We start from the raw sequence: 13457 nt of genomic DNA, 5'->3' as shown, positions 1-13457 counted from the left end.
GCACCTCCCGTGACCGCGAAGACCCCTTACACGGAGCCCACGCGATGCAACTCGGCATGATCGGCCTCGGCCGGATGGGCGGCAACATCGTCCGGCGGCTGCTGCGGGACGGGCACACGGCGGTAGTGTTCGACAGGAACACGCAAGCCGTCGAGGCGCTGGTGAAGGAAGGCGCGACCGGCGCAACGAGCCTCGAAGACCTCGTGTCGAAGCTCGAGGTGCCCCGCACCGCCTGGGTGATGCTGCCGGCGGGCGCGATCACCGAGGAAACGGTACAGACGCTGGGATCCCTGATGCAGTCCGACGATTGCATCATAGACGGTGGCAATTCCTTCTACGGCGACGACGTGCGCCGGGGCCAGGAACTCAAGGGCAAGGGCATCCACTACGTCGATGTCGGCACGTCCGGCGGCGTCTGGGGCCTGGAGCGCGGCTATTGCATGATGATCGGCGGCGATAAGTCGGCCGTGGACCGGCTCGATCCGATCTTCTCAACCCTGGCGCCGGGAATCGGCGACGTGCCGCGCACGCCGGGCCGCGAGGGACGCGACCCCCGCGCCGAGCAGGGCTACATCCATGCCGGGCCGACCGGCGCGGGCCATTACGTGAAGATGGTCCATAACGGCATCGAGTACGGGCTGATGCAGGCCTATGCGGAGGGGTTCGACATCCTCCGCCACGCCAACGCCGAGTCCCTGCCGGAGGAACGGCGCTTCGACCTCAACCTTGGCGACATAGCCGAGGTCTGGCGGCGGGGCAGCGTGGTCTCGTCCTGGCTCCTCGACCTCACCGCCCAGGCTCTGGCGGGTGACGAGAGCCTCGAAGATTTCTCCGGCTGGGTCGAGGATTCCGGCGAGGGCCGCTGGACCATCAACGCCGCCGTGGAACAGGCCGTCCCGGCCACCGTCCTCTCGGCCGCCCTCTATCGCCGCTTCCGCTCTCGTGAGGACGCCTCCTACGCCGACAAGCTTCTCTCCGCGATGCGCAAGGGCTTCGGCGGCCACCAGGAACCCAAGAAATCTTGAGGATTGCATGGCGACGCACCCGGACGGAACGCATGTCCTGCCCGATGCTGACGCGGTGGCCCGCGAGGCCGCCGAGCGCCTGATCGCCGCCTGCGGCGAGGCGGGGGGAGCGCATCGCGATCTGCCTTGCGGGCGGCTCGACGCCGAAGCGCCTCTACAAACTCCTCGCCGGGCCCGAATATGCCGCGCGGGTGCCATGGACCCAGATCCACTGGTTCTTCGGCGACGACCGCGCCGTGCCGTGGGACGATGAGCGCAGCAACGTGCGCATGGTGCGCGAGGCTTTCGGCCACGGCAGCCCGATCCCGCCGACCCATCTGCATTTCATCCCCTCGGACGAGGGGCTCGAGGCCGGAGCGCGGGCCTATGAGCGGACGCTGCTGGATTTCTACGGCGCCGACACGCTGGACCCCGCCAGACCGTTGTTCGACCTCGTGCTTCTCGGCCTCGGCGAGGACGGGCACACCGCCTCCCTGTTCCCGGGCAAGCCGGAGGCGGGGGAGAGCGACGCCCTTGTCGTGGCCGTGCCCGATGCGGGCCTCGCCCCCTTCGTGCCCCGCATCAGCCTGACCCGGCCCGCCCTGCTCTCGTCGCGGCACGTGCTGTTTCTCGTTACTGGGGAGGGCAAGCGGGCGCCGCTCGGCCGCCTCGCCGCCGGGGAGGATCTGCCCGCCGGGCATGTGCGCGGCGCTCAGGTGGCGTGGCTGCTCGATGAGGCGGCGGTGGGGTAGACGCCACTACCCTCGCTTAAGGATGATGGGGTAGCGTCGCCCATCGAGGCTGGCGAATGTCGTCGCCGGCCGCTTCCTCAAAGGCGCCGCGCCTGGGTACGCTCGTCCTGTTCACCGACCGGCCCGGTCAGCACCTCGACCTCGTGCGGGCGCTGGGGGAGATCGCCCCCTGCCACGTGCGCGATGCGGCCGCCGTGGCGCCTGCTGGCGACTGTATCGGCTTCGTCGCCGATCTCGATCTGTTGCAACCGTTGCAGTTGCGCGGCCTGCGCGCGCTCATCGCCGAGGCGCCGCATCTGCCGCGCCTGTTCCTGATGCGCGACCTCGGCGAGCGCAGCCTCTCCGTCGCCCGCAGCCTGGGCGCCTGCCTGAGCCTTCCGGTCGATACGCCCGCCGATCAGGTGGCGGAAGCGATGCGCGCGCATCTGGAAAGCCCCCTCCCCGACCTCGTCCGGAGCACCCGGCAGCAGGGACGCAGCGCGGTGATCGCGCAGGCCGCCGACGAGGCCGGGGCCGTCCTGGCGGGGATGCTCGATTCGGCCCGGCTCACGGGCAAGGTCGATCCGATGCTCGTCGAGCACGGGCTCGACCCGATCCTCGGGGCGGTCGGCGAGGCCGGGCTCGGGGCGTGGCTCGATACGGTCCGCGCCTACGACGACGCCACCTATCAGCATTGCCTGCTCGTGGCGGGTTTGGCCGCGACCTTCGCGATCGAACTCGGCTTCAGCCGACGCGACCGCGAGCATCTGGTGCGGGCTGCCCTCGTCCACGATGTCGGCAAGGCGCGTATCCCCATTGCCATCCTGAACAAGGCCGGGCCGCTCGATGCCGAGGAGCGGGCGATCATGCGCACACATGCCGAACTCGGCCACGCCATCCTCGTGGAGGCGGGCGGCTACGACGATTCGATCCTCGCCGTGGTCCGGCACCATCACGAACTGCTCGACGGCAGCGGCTATCCCGATGGTCTGTCAGGCGACGCGATTCCCGACATCGTGCGCCTGATCACCGTCTGCGATATCTACGCGGCGCTGGTGGAGCACCGCCCCTATCGCGCGCCGATGCCGACCGAGGAGGCCCTCGCCGTCATGCGCGGCATGGAGGGCAAGCTCGACATGGCCCTCGTCCATTCCTTCGGGCGGGCCGTGTCGCAGGGGTAAGCCCTCGTTTCACACGAAGTGCTTGGACAGCTTCAGCCCTTGCGCCTGATAGTTCGAGCCCGCACCGGCCCCGTAGAGGGTGGCGGGCTTCTCGGCCATGCGCTCATAGACGAGGCGGCCGACGATCTGACCGTCTTCCAGCAGGAAGGGAACGTCGCGGGAGCGTACTTCCAGGACCGCCCGTGCCCCCGATCCCCCCGCCTCGGCATGGCCGAAGCCGGGATCGAAGAAGCCTGCGTAATGGACGCGGAACTCACCCACCAGCGGATCGAACGGCACCATCTCGGCGGCATGGTCCGGGGGAACCTGCACCGCCTCCTTCGAGGCGAGAATGTAGAACTGGCCAGGGTCGAGGATCAGGCTCGCACTGCCGTCCGAGGGCAGGCGCTCCCAGAAGGCGTCGATGCCGTGTTTGCCCGGAGCGTCGACATCCACGAGGCCGGTATGGCGCTTGGCGCGGTAGCCGATCAGCCCGTCGAAGCCCGCCAGGTCGACCGAGACCGCCACCCCGCCCTGGAGCGAGGGCGAGGCGACGTTCACCAGGGGCGAGCGCGCGTGCAGGGCAGCGAGGTCCGCCTCGCCGAGACGGGGCTGGCCCCGGCGGAAACGGATCTGCGAGAGGCGCGAACCCGTCCGCACCAGGACGGGGAAGGTCCGGGGCGAGATCTCGGCATAGAGCGGCCCGGAATAGCCCGGCGCCACCTGATCGAAGGCCTCGGCCCGGTCCGTGATCACGCGGGTGAACACGTCGATCCGGCCGGTCGAGCTCTTGGGGTTGGCCGAGGCGGCGAGATCGGCGGGGAGCGCGAGGCTTTCCTGCAATTCCGCGATGTAGACGCAGCCCGTTTCCAGCACCGCGCCCGGCCGCAGGTCGATGGCGTGGAAAGACAGGTGCTGGACGCAGGTCTCGACGCTGCGCGATGCGCCGGGCAGGAAGCTTGTACGCACCCGGTAGGCCCGCTGCCCGAGGCGAAGGTCGAGGCTTGCGGGCTGGATCTGGTCCGGCGCGAACGGGGTGGCGGGCAGGATGCCCCCCGCGCGGGTGAGCGCGTCGATCGCCTGGGCCGGGAGGATGCCCTCCCCCATCGAATTCGCGCCCGCCTGCATCGTCCGCTCCCGTCGCGCGGCGGCCGACCGCGCCCCTCATTGTCCGCCAACGGCCCTAAGGCGGATTTAATGCGTGCAGTGCAGAACGTGGGCGGAACCCAGGCTCGCGCTGCGACGTAATCCGCCGCAATTGACGCCGATTCACGCGCCAACTACCACCAAGAGCGTGATGCGGCGAAAGCCGTCATCGTCGAGTCGCCAGTCTCGAGGGACCATGTAAGGCAATGTACACGGCCGAGACCCGGGGAATTAGCGTGACGGTGCAGCCGCGTTTCGTGGAGGAGGAATCCTCTCCGAACGAGAGCCGCTACTTCTTTGCCTACACGGTCGAGATCGTGAATAACGGCGAAGAACAGGTGCAGCTCCGCTCGCGCCATTGGCGTATCATCGACGGGCGCGGCGCCTGCCAGGAAGTGCGCGGCGTCGGCGTGGTCGGCAAGCAGCCTGTTCTGGAGCCCGGCGAGTCCTTCTGCTACACGAGCGGGTGCCCGCTCACGACTCCCGACGGGCTGATGGCCGGCAGCTACACCATGGCGACCGTGGCCGGCGAGAGCTTCGAGGCCGAGATTCCCGCCTTCTCGCTCGATAGCCCGCACGTCCGCCGCAGCCTCCACTGAAGCCAGCCTCGCCAACCGTCGGGGAGCGCGTGAGACGGGCGGCCCCGGAGGGATCATGGCTTCGAACGGCGAGCGGCTGACACCGCTCGAGATGCTGGCACGGCTCGTCGCCTTCGACACCGAAAGCGACAAATCCAACCTCGCGCTGATCGATGCGGTCTGCGCCTATCTGGACGGATGGGGCGTGCCCGTCCGTCGGTTCCCCGATGCGAGCGGCACCAAGGCCGCGATCCTGGCCACCATCGGCCCCGAGCGCGAGGGCGGCATCGTCCTCTCGGGCCATACCGACGTGGTGCCGGTGGCGGGACAGCCCTGGACGTCCGACCCCTTCACCTTACGCGTCGCGGGCGGCCGGGCCTACGGGCGCGGCGCGGTCGACATGAAGGGCTTCTGCGCGACCGCGCTGGCCCTGGTGCCGGACATGCTCGCCGCCGATCTCGCACGGCCGATCCATCTGCTCCTCTCCTACGACGAAGAGACCACCTGCCTCGGGCCGATGGATGCCATCGCCCGGTTCGGCGAGGACGTGCCCCGCCCCGGCGCCTGCATCGTCGGCGAGCCGACGGGCCTCGACGTGGCGGACGCGCACAAGAGCATCGTCACCTGCCTCACCACGGTCCATGGCCGCGAGGCGCATTCCTCCCGGCCGGAACTCGGCGCCAACGCGGTCTCGGCTGCCTGTGATCTCGTCGCGGCCCTCAACCGCATCGCCGACCGGATGATCGAGCGGGGCGATCCCTCCGGCCGGTTCGACCCGCCCGCCACGACGATCCATGTCGGGACAATTCAGGGCGGCACCGCCCGCAACATCCTGGCGCGGGAATGCCGGTTCCATTGGGAGTATCGCGGCCTTCCGGATCTCGATCCGCGCGAGATACCGGCCCTGTTCGCCAAGGCCGTGGACGAGGTCACCACGCGCCGCCTCAACCGCTACGGCGAATACGGCCGCATCGACACGCTGGAGGAGGTGGATATTCCCGGTCTCGCGCCGGATCCGGGTTCGGAGGCCGAACGCCTCGCCCTGCGGATCGCCGGGCGCAACCGGACGGTGGCCATGCCCTACGCCACGGAAGCGGGACGTTTCCAGGCTGCGGGGATTCCGACCGTCGTGTGCGGTCCCGGCGATATCGCCCAGGCGCACCAACCCGACGAATTCATCACCCTCGACGCCCTGGCAGCGGGCGAAGCCTTCCTGCGAAGGCTGATCGCGGAGTGCGCGGCATGACCATCCGGGCCAACGAGCATGTGAAGCTGAGGCCACTAGAGCGCGAGGATCTGCGCTTCGTGCACCAGCTCAACAACAACGACAGCATCATGCGCTACTGGTTCGAGGAGGCCTATGAATCCTTCGCCGAACTGCAGCAACTCTACGAGCGCAACATCCACAACCAGACCGAGCGTCGCTTCATCGTCGCCGCACCGGATGGCGAGCCGGCGGGGTTGATCGAGCTGGTCGAGATCAACCATCTCCATCGCCGCTGTGAATTCCAGATCGCGATTCACCCGTCCTTCCAGGGACATGGCTATGCGTGGCGCGCGACGCGGATCGTGATGGATTACGCCTTCAGCGTCCTGAACATCCACAAGCTCTACCTCCACGTCGATCGTGAGAACCAACGGGCGGTGCGCATCTACGAGCGCTGCGGCTTCCGCCCCGAGGGCGTGCTGAAGGACGAATTCTTCGTGAACGGGCGCTACCGGGACGCCATAAGGATGTGTCTGTTCCAGCCGGACTACCTGTCGTCGCGCGGCGGCGGCGATCCAAACGAGCCCGTGCTGAAGACGTAAAAAAGGGGCCGGGCTTTCGCCCGACCCCCAGCCTTATTCGTGAATGGCTGGGCTTAGCGGGCCTGACCGCCCGCCGCGCCGCCGGCCTTCATGCCGCCCGCGTTGGCGCCGCCGCCGGCGTTCATGCCAGCGCCCTCGGCGCCGCCACGACCGCCGCGCTGCATCTCGCCACCATTGCCGCGATTGCCGCGCTCCATGCCACCCTGCTGACCGCCGTTGTCGCGGTCGGAGACGTTGCGCATGTTGTTCTGGCGATCACCCTCGCCGCGCATCCCGGCATTGCGGGCGCCGTCGTTCTTCATATCGCTCTTGGCGTCGCGCTTCATGTCACCCCGGTTCTCGCCGCGGTTCTCACCACGAGCCTGGACGTCGCCGCGACGGTTCTGCTCGCTGCGGAAGCTGCTGCGCTCGCGATCGCTGCGGATTCCGGCGCGGGTTTCGGTGCCGAAGCTCGCTCCGACCACACCGCCGGAGAGACGACGGTACTCGGCCGAGCCGTAACGCACGCGCTGGCCGCGGATCACCACCCAACGCTCGCTCGGGCCGGTCTCGCGGATGCTGACGAGGCGACGGTACTCGGGCGACCCGTACAGAACGCGCTGACCGCGGATGGTCACGTAGCGCGTGCGGGTGCCGCCCTCACGGACACTGACGAGACGGCGATATTCCGGCGAGCCGTACACGACCCGCTGGCCACGGATCACCACGTAACGCTCGCGCGGACCGCGATGCTCGACGATCAGGCGACGGTATTCCGGCGAGCCGTAGACGACCCGCTGGCCGCCGATGAACACGAAGCGGCCCTCGCGCCGGAAGCCACCCTCGAAGCGCGCGCTGCGGCTGTCGATCTGGGTGCGGCTGCCACGAAACTCGCTGCGCCCTTCGGCCCGGTCGCCGTCGCGGCGGTCGCGGCCCATGCGCTCGCCACGGTCGTTGCCGTTGCGAGCCGTCCGGTCGTTGTCGCGCTCGCCGTTGCGACCGTTGGCAGCGGAGCGGTCACGGTCGGCGCCCTGGGCATTGCGGTCGGCCGAGCGATCCGCCTTCGCACCCTCGCGGCCCTGACCCATCTGGCCGCCCGACTGACGATCGGCCTGACGGTCGGCGCCGCCCATACCCTGCTGCGACGAGGTGCCGGACATCGCGCCCGTATTGCCGCCCGTCTTGGCACCGCCCTCGGCCTTCATACCGGCCTCGGGGCGGCCACCCTGTCCGCCGGCGGCGCCACCGCGCTCGCCGCCCATGCCTTGCTGGGCATAGACCGACGTGCTGAGCAGAAGCGCGGCAAGGCTCACGGACAGTCGCGTGGTGAATTGAGTCATGGGGTTCCCTCACGTCGAAAATTATGCTTCGCAACGCTGAGGGCGCACAAACGGTTCAAGCTCTCGCATGCAGAAAATGATGCAACACTTGCGAGAACTTGAGCGTTACGCGAGGTAAGCTTGGCCATAACGGCCAGTTCTGCGTAGTCTAGCTCTCTGTTGTCTTCGCGGAGCAAGCAAAGATGCTGAGGTCGAGGGAAGGAGCAAGGCTCCTCCCCGATACGGCTCAGCCTGCGTTGCTCGCGATCTCCGCCTCGACTTCTGTCGGATCGAGGTCGTAGCGGCGCGAGCAGAACTCGCAGGTGATGACGATGCGTCCGTCATCGGCCACCATGTCCCGCCGTTCTTCCGGGCTGAAGGAGCGGATCATGCCCATCACCCGCTCTCGGGAACAGCGGCAGGTCTCGTGCACCGGCTGGCGATCGAAGACGCGCACGCCGCGCTCGTGGAACAGACGGTAGAGCAGCCGCTCGCTCGTCACGTTGGGGTCGACGAGTTCGTGGTCCTCGATGGTCGCGGCCAGCGAGCGTGCCTCCACCCAGGCATCGTCCTCCGGCGCACCCTCGCCGAGATGGACATGGCCCTCCGGGATATCGCCAGGCGGCAGGTCGGCGAGGCGCGCCCGGTCGGTGGACTGGGGCAGAAACTGCACGATCAGGCCGCCCGCCCGCCACGCCCCGCTTGCCTCACCCAGGGATTCGGCGACGGCGAGGCGCACGACGGTGGGGATCTGCTCCGATTGCCGGAAATACTGGTGCGCCGCCTCCTCGAGGCTCTGGCCCTCCATCGGCACCACGCCCTGGTAGCGGCTCGCCGCCGTACCCTGGTCGATGGTCATGGCGAGATGGCCGTTGCCGATCAGGTCCGCATCGCGCACCGGGCCGGTCCCGAGGGCCGAGACCCGCGCCGCGTCGAACCGCGCCGTGGCGCGTAGCCGGTCGGGCGCCTCGAAGTCGACCACGATCATCTCGACCGGGCCATCGGTCTTGGTCTGGAGCTGGAACCGCCCCTCGAACTTCAGGGACGCCCCGAGCAGCACGGTGAGCGCCGCAGCCTCGCCGAGCAGCCGGGCCACCGCATCGGGATAGCCGTGACGGCGCAGGATCGTGTCGATGGACGGCCCCAGCCGCACCACCCGTCCGCGCACATCGAGGGCTTCGACGGCGAAGGGCAGCACCGCGTCATCGACGCTGGGGGTCTCGTTTCCTGCGGTCATGGTCTCTCCGTGGATACCCCCGTCATATGGTGACTCGGCATGGGGTTCCCAAAGGGCTGCGCCCCTCAGGCGGGGTCCAGAGGCGGGGCCCCCGGGATCGCGTCACGCTTCGTGCGCCTGAAGGCACCAGGCCAGGATACCCTTCTGCGCATGCAGCCGGTTCTCGGCCTCGTCGAACACCACCGATTGCGGCCCGTCCATCACCTCGGCGGTCACCTCCTCGCCCCGGTGGGCAGGTAGGCAATGCATGAAGATCGCGTCGGGCTTGGCCGCCGCCATGAGCTTGGAATCGACCCGGTAGGGCGAGAGCAGGTTGTGCCGGTGGCTCTCGTCGTCGTCGCCCATCGAGACCCAGCAATCGGTGACCACCGCATCCGCGCCATCCACCGCTGCGCGGGCATCGGTGGTGACGTTGAGGCGGGCGCCCTCGCGCTTCGCCCAGGCGATGAGAGAGGCGGGCGGCGCCAGTTCCGGGGGGCAGGCGACATTCATGGTGAAGTCGAGCCGGGCGGCAGCGTGGACCCAACTCGCCAGCACGTTGTTGGCGTCTCCGGACCACGCGACGGTGCGGCCCTTGATCGGCCCGCGATGCTCCTCGAAGGTCAACACGTCGGCCATGATCTGGCAGGGATGCGAGTGCTTGGTGAGGGCGTTGATCACCGGCACGGTGGCATGCTCGGCCAGTTCCAGCATCTGCCCGTGGTCGAGGATACGGATCATGATCGCGTCCACGAAGCGGGACAGCACCTGCGCCGTGTCGCCGATGGTCTCACCGCGACCGAGCTGCATCTCGGAGCCCGTGAGCATCAGCGTCTCGCCGCCGAGCTCGCGCATCGCCACGTCGAAGGAGACGCGGGTGCGGGTCGAGGGCCGGTCGAACACCATGGCCAGGGTCTTGCCCACGAGTGGCCGGTCAGCCGAGCGCTCGCCCTTCCGGCGCGCGGCCTTCATGGCGGCGCTGGAATCGAGCATGCGGCGGATCTCGGGCCCGGAGAAATCCGAGAGGTCGAGGAAGTGGCGGGTCTGGGCGGAAACGCCGCCGGGACTGGCCGGGGCCTTGGCCCGGCCGTTGGTCTTCGAGGTCATGGGGTAGGGACTTTCCGGCGGCGCCTTATTCGGCCGCCCCGCGCAGCGCTTCGAAACCGGTCGCGGCGGCATCGAGCCGCCGGACCGCCTCGTCGACATCCGACTCGGTGACGATCAGCGGCGGAATCAGCCGCACGACGTTGTCGCCGGCCGGGATCACGAGGAGGTGAGCCTCCCGTGCCGCCGCGGCGAATTCGGTGTTGGGCACGCCGAGCTTGAGGCCGATCATCAGCCCCTCTCCGCGCACGTCCTCAATGACCTGCGGGTGCTTGTCCCGCAGGGCGGCGAGCTTCTGCTTCAACACGAGCCCGGTATGGGCGACGCGATCGAGGAACCCCTCCGACAGGACCACGTCGAGCACGGCGTTGCCAACCGCCATCGCCAGCGGGTTGCCGCCGAAGGTCGAGCCGTGGCTGCCCGCGACCATGCCGCGCGCCGCCTCCTTGGTGGTGAGGCAGGCGCCGAGCGGGAAGCCGCCGCCGATGCCCTTGGCCGCGCTCAAGATGTCCGGCGTGATGCCCGACCATTCATAGGCGAACAGTTTGCCGGTGCGGCCCATGCCGGTCTGCACCTCGTCCATGATCAAGAGGAGGCCATGCCGGTCGCAGATTTCACGCAGGCGGCGCAGATCGGCGGGGGGATGACGCGCACGCCGCCCTCGCCCTGCACGGGCTCGATCATCAGGGCCGCCGTCTCGGGGCCGATCACAGCCTCGAGCGCCGCGAAATCGCCGGTCGGCACCTGATCGAAGCCATCGACCTTGGGGCCGAAGCCGTCGATGTACTTCTGCTGCCCGCCCGCCGCGAGGGTGGCGAGGGTGCGCCCGTGGAACGCGCCCTCGAAGGTCACGATCCGGTAGCGCTCCGGGTGACCGCCCGCCGCGTGATACTTCCGCGCGATCTTGATCGCTGCCTCGTTGGCCTCGGCCCCCGAGTTGCAGAAGAAGGCGACCTCCGCGAAGGTCGCCTCCACGAGGCGGCGGCCGAGCCGCTCGCCCTCGGGGATCTGGAACAGGTTCGAGACGTGCCAGACCTTGGCCGCCTGCTCGGCGAGGGCCGCCACGAGGTGCGGATGGGCATGGCCGAGGGCGTTGACGGCGACGCCCGCCCCGAAATCGAGGTAGCGCTGCCCGTCCTGCGTGACGAGCCATGGGCCTTCGCCTCGCTCGAACGCGAGCGGAGCCCGGGCGTAGTTCGGCAGAAGGGCGGATGTCACGTTCCGGTCTCCGTCGCGCGAGGGGTCGGCGGCACCAAATGAAAAGGCCGCCTCGGTCACCGGGCGGCACGCGCGCGATTACTATGAATCGGACCGGTGCTGTCAATCGCACAAGGGTCTTGCGGGACCTGTGCCACGTGCGACCCAGCCCTGTTTAACGCCGGAAGGCGCTTGGCCGCGCAGGCCCCCGCCCCTTGCGCGCGCCACCCTCCCCGTGTTCCAGAGCGCGCGGATTCGGTTGGGAGAACATCCGCATGAGCACGGTCAAGGAACGTCTGGCTTCCCTCGGTCTGAGCCTGCCCAAGGCGGCGGCGCCGGTGGCGAATTACGTCCCCTTCGTGCGGACTGGCAGCCTCGTGGTGATCTCCGGTCAGGTCTGCTTCGGCGCCGACGGCAAGATTGCGCCCGAGCATACCGGCAAGGTCGGCAGCAACGTCTCGGCCGAAGCCGGCAAGGAGGCCGCCCGGCTTTGCGCCCTCAACCTGCTCTCGCAGCTCGAGGCGGCGGTGGGCGACCTCGACCGGGCGGTGGTCCAGTGCGTGCGCCTCGGCGGCTTCATCAACAGCGCGCCGGGCTTCTCGGCGGTAGCCGGCGTCATGAACGGCGCCTCGGACTTGATGGTCGAGGTGCTGGGCGATCGCGGACGGCATGCCCGCTCCACCGTCGGCGTGGCCGAGCTGCCCCTCGACGCCGCCGTCGAGGTCGAGGCGATCTTCGAGGTCAAGGGATGACCGGCTTCGGCTGGCTCACCGCCCGGCCGATCGCCCATCGCGGGCTGCACGACCGCGCGTCGGGCCGCCCGGAGAACACCCTCGCCGCCGCCCACGCGGCCGTGGCGGGGGCTTCGCGATCGAGTGCGACGTGCAGATCAGCGCCGATGGCGAGGCGATGGTGTTCCACGACGCCGCCCTCGGACGACTGACCGGGGCGACCGAGCGGGTCAGCGACACCCCGGCGGCGGATCTCGGACGGCTCGCCGTGGCCGGCTCGTCCGAACGCATCCCGACCTTGCAGGAGTTCCTCGCGGCCGTCGCGGGCGCCGTGCCAGTGATCGTGGAGATCAAGTCGGCCTATGACGGCGACCTGCGTCTCGCCCGGCGTACCGCCGAGATCGCCGCCGCCTCTCAGGGACCCGTCGCGCTGAAATCCTTCGATCCCGAGATCGTCGCCGCCCTGCGCGAGGGCCTGCCACCGCGCATCCCGAGGGGGATCGTCGCGGAGACGAACCAGGACGACCCGGTCTACGCCACGATGACCGACAGCAAGCGCCGCAGCCTGCGCGACCTCCTCCATTTCGACGAGACGCGGCCGGATTTTCTCTCCTGGCGGGTGAACGATCTACCCTGCGCCCCGACCCATCTCTGCCGCCTCCTCGCGGGGCTCCCGGTGATGGCCTGGACGGTGCGCACGCCCGAACAGCGGGCGCACGCGCAGGCGCATGCGGATCAGATGGTGTTCGAGGGATTCGTGCCCTGAGGGGCATTCATCGGTGCGGGGACCTCTCATCTAACAGTGGACAGTGATTTTCACTGTGTGGCATTGAATGCCGAGGAGGCGTTCATGCCCACTCCACGCGGACAGATGACCGTCACGCTCACAGAAGAGCTGGAGCAGTTCGTCAGGGACAAGGTGCGCGACGGGGCGTTTGCGACGCCGAGTGAGTACATCCGCGATCTGGTCCGCGCGCGGTATCTGGCAGAGCACGACCGCTCCGCGCGGCTGAAAGCTCTCGATGCCGCCTTGGCCGAAGGCTTGGCGGATGCCGAAGCGGGCAGGCTCGTCCCGGTCGGCGAAGCCTTCGCTCGCGTCCGAGCCGCCCTTGGCATCGTTGACGAGGATAAGACTGCGTGAAGGTCGTCCTCTCCAAGCGGGCGATCGAAGACCTTATCGACATCGGCAGATACATCGGACGGAACAACCCCACCCGTGCCGCAAGTTTCGTGGCCGAGTTGGAGGCCCGTTGCGTGACGCTGGGCGATATGCCCAAGGGCTACCCACCCCTGCCCGGCCATGAAGCCAGCGGTATCCGGCGGCGTCCGTTCGGCGATTACCTGATCTTCTACCGGGTGGAGGAAGCTACCCCTCGAATCGACGTCCTGCGTGTGCTTCGCGGCGCGCGGGACATCGAAGCCATCTTGTTTGCGCCCGACTGAACCCCTGCAACGATCCGCCGCTTGCCCCGTCCCCGGCGGC

The 13457-nt window shown here is 68.9% G+C and carries 12 protein-coding genes and 3 pseudogenes; 10 read left to right on the top strand and 5 right to left on the bottom strand.

Features of this window, described 5'->3' with window-relative positions; all coding sequences use genetic code 11:
• Positions 1–44 precede the first annotated feature (44 nt).
• The 3 genes and pseudogenes from gnd to ACFQE0_RS22135 all read left to right on the top strand — a co-directional run bounded on the left by gnd (position 45) and on the right by ACFQE0_RS22135 (position 2916).
• Entirely contained in the window at positions 45–1025 is a 981-nt protein-coding gene (gene gnd, locus ACFQE0_RS22145; protein ID WP_378973483.1) for a phosphogluconate dehydrogenase (NAD(+)-dependent, decarboxylating), read from the top strand.
• 7 nt (positions 1026–1032) lie between these two features.
• Positions 1033–1756: pseudogene (gene pgl / locus ACFQE0_RS22140) on the top strand (6-phosphogluconolactonase).
• Between the two features lie 56 nt (positions 1757–1812).
• On the top strand, positions 1813–2916 hold the full coding sequence (locus ACFQE0_RS22135) for an HD-GYP domain-containing protein (RefSeq protein WP_378973481.1): 1104 nt from the start codon (positions 1813–1815) through the stop codon (positions 2914–2916).
• Positions 2917–2925: 9 nt separating this feature from the next.
• Here ACFQE0_RS22135 and ACFQE0_RS22130 read toward each other — a convergent pair whose 3' ends face one another.
• Positions 2926–4023, bottom strand: a complete 1098-nt coding sequence (locus ACFQE0_RS22130; protein WP_378973479.1) for a 2'-deoxycytidine 5'-triphosphate deaminase — start codon at positions 4021–4023, stop codon at positions 2926–2928.
• Positions 4024–4247: 224 nt separating this feature from the next.
• On the opposite strand from ACFQE0_RS22130, the gene apaG reads away from it, so the two are divergent.
• Genes apaG through speG form a run of 3 tightly spaced genes read left to right on the top strand, consistent with a single transcriptional unit; the run spans position 4248 to position 6428 of the window.
• A complete protein-coding gene (gene apaG / locus ACFQE0_RS22125; protein ID WP_378973477.1) occupies positions 4248–4640 on the top strand; it encodes a Co2+/Mg2+ efflux protein ApaG in 393 nt (130 codons plus the stop codon).
• A 55-nt stretch (positions 4641–4695) separates the two neighbouring features.
• Positions 4696–5865: an acetylornithine deacetylase gene (argE, locus tag ACFQE0_RS22120; RefSeq protein ID WP_378973475.1), complete on the top strand. Its 1170-nt coding sequence runs from the start codon at positions 4696–4698 to the stop codon at positions 5863–5865.
• A complete protein-coding gene (gene speG, locus ACFQE0_RS22115; RefSeq protein ID WP_378973473.1) occupies positions 5862–6428 on the top strand; it encodes a spermidine N1-acetyltransferase in 567 nt (188 codons plus the stop codon). The genes argE and speG overlap by 4 nt, the downstream gene beginning before the upstream one ends.
• A gap of 53 nt (positions 6429–6481) precedes the next feature.
• On the opposite strand, the gene ACFQE0_RS22110 is transcribed toward speG, so the two are convergent.
• The 4 genes and pseudogenes from ACFQE0_RS22110 to ACFQE0_RS22095 all read right to left on the bottom strand — a co-directional run bounded on the left by ACFQE0_RS22110 (position 6482) and on the right by ACFQE0_RS22095 (position 11264).
• Entirely contained in the window at positions 6482–7747 is a 1266-nt protein-coding gene (locus ACFQE0_RS22110) for a hypothetical protein (protein ID WP_378973471.1), read from the bottom strand.
• A 226-nt stretch (positions 7748–7973) separates the two neighbouring features.
• Positions 7974–8963 carry an Hsp33 family molecular chaperone gene (locus tag ACFQE0_RS22105; protein WP_378973469.1) on the bottom strand — a complete coding sequence of 330 codons (990 nt, stop codon included), beginning with the start codon at positions 8961–8963 and terminating at the stop codon, positions 7974–7976.
• A 102-nt stretch (positions 8964–9065) separates the two neighbouring features.
• On the bottom strand, positions 9066–10049 hold the full coding sequence (argF, locus tag ACFQE0_RS22100) for an ornithine carbamoyltransferase (RefSeq protein ID WP_378973467.1): 984 nt from the start codon (positions 10047–10049) through the stop codon (positions 9066–9068).
• A 25-nt stretch (positions 10050–10074) separates the two neighbouring features.
• Positions 10075–11264 (bottom strand): annotated as a pseudogene (locus tag ACFQE0_RS22095) (acetylornithine transaminase).
• Between the two features lie 254 nt (positions 11265–11518).
• On the opposite strand from ACFQE0_RS22095, the gene ACFQE0_RS22090 reads away from it, so the two are divergent.
• The 4 genes and pseudogenes from ACFQE0_RS22090 to ACFQE0_RS22075 all read left to right on the top strand — a co-directional run bounded on the left by ACFQE0_RS22090 (position 11519) and on the right by ACFQE0_RS22075 (position 13417).
• Positions 11519–11995, top strand: coding sequence for a RidA family protein (locus ACFQE0_RS22090; RefSeq protein WP_378973465.1), 477 nt, complete (start codon positions 11519–11521; stop codon positions 11993–11995).
• Positions 11992–12740: pseudogene (locus ACFQE0_RS22085) on the top strand (glycerophosphodiester phosphodiesterase family protein). Before ACFQE0_RS22090 ends, ACFQE0_RS22085 begins: the two are co-directional and overlap by 4 nt.
• A gap of 57 nt (positions 12741–12797) precedes the next feature.
• Positions 12798–13115 carry a type II toxin-antitoxin system ParD family antitoxin gene (locus ACFQE0_RS22080; protein ID WP_378973463.1) on the top strand — a complete coding sequence of 106 codons (318 nt, stop codon included), beginning with the start codon at positions 12798–12800 and terminating at the stop codon, positions 13113–13115.
• Positions 13112–13417, top strand: a complete 306-nt coding sequence (locus ACFQE0_RS22075; RefSeq protein ID WP_378973461.1) for a type II toxin-antitoxin system RelE/ParE family toxin — start codon at positions 13112–13114, stop codon at positions 13415–13417. Before ACFQE0_RS22080 ends, ACFQE0_RS22075 begins: the two co-directional genes overlap by 4 nt.
• Positions 13418–13457 lie beyond the last annotated feature (40 nt).

It is taken from the genome of Methylobacterium komagatae, from assembly GCF_042661665.1.
Taxonomy (GTDB): Bacteria; Pseudomonadota; Alphaproteobacteria; order Rhizobiales; family Beijerinckiaceae; genus Methylobacterium; species Methylobacterium komagatae.
The sequence above is the reverse complement of the archived record's forward strand: the minus strand, read 5'-3'. Positions and strand labels throughout refer to the sequence as shown.

Coding starts and splice junctions, on each gene's coding strand:
- ACFQE0_RS22130 (WP_378973479.1), bottom strand. CDS start 4,023: ATGCAGGCGGGCGCGAATTCGATGGGGGAGGGCATCCTCCCGGCCCAG.
- speG (WP_378973473.1), top strand. CDS start 5,862: ATGACCATCCGGGCCAACGAGCATGTGAAGCTGAGGCCACTAGAGCGC.
- ACFQE0_RS22110 (WP_378973471.1), bottom strand. CDS start 7,747: ATGACTCAATTCACCACGCGACTGTCCGTGAGCCTTGCCGCGCTTCTG.
- ACFQE0_RS22135 (WP_378973481.1), top strand. CDS start 1,813: ATGTCGTCGCCGGCCGCTTCCTCAAAGGCGCCGCGCCTGGGTACGCTC.
- gnd (WP_378973483.1), top strand. CDS start 45: ATGCAACTCGGCATGATCGGCCTCGGCCGGATGGGCGGCAACATCGTC.
- apaG (WP_378973477.1), top strand. CDS start 4,248: ATGTACACGGCCGAGACCCGGGGAATTAGCGTGACGGTGCAGCCGCGT.
- ACFQE0_RS22090 (WP_378973465.1), top strand. CDS start 11,519: ATGAGCACGGTCAAGGAACGTCTGGCTTCCCTCGGTCTGAGCCTGCCC.
- argF (WP_378973467.1), bottom strand. CDS start 10,049: ATGACCTCGAAGACCAACGGCCGGGCCAAGGCCCCGGCCAGTCCCGGC.
- argE (WP_378973475.1), top strand. CDS start 4,696: ATGGCTTCGAACGGCGAGCGGCTGACACCGCTCGAGATGCTGGCACGG.
- ACFQE0_RS22105 (WP_378973469.1), bottom strand. CDS start 8,963: ATGACCGCAGGAAACGAGACCCCCAGCGTCGATGACGCGGTGCTGCCC.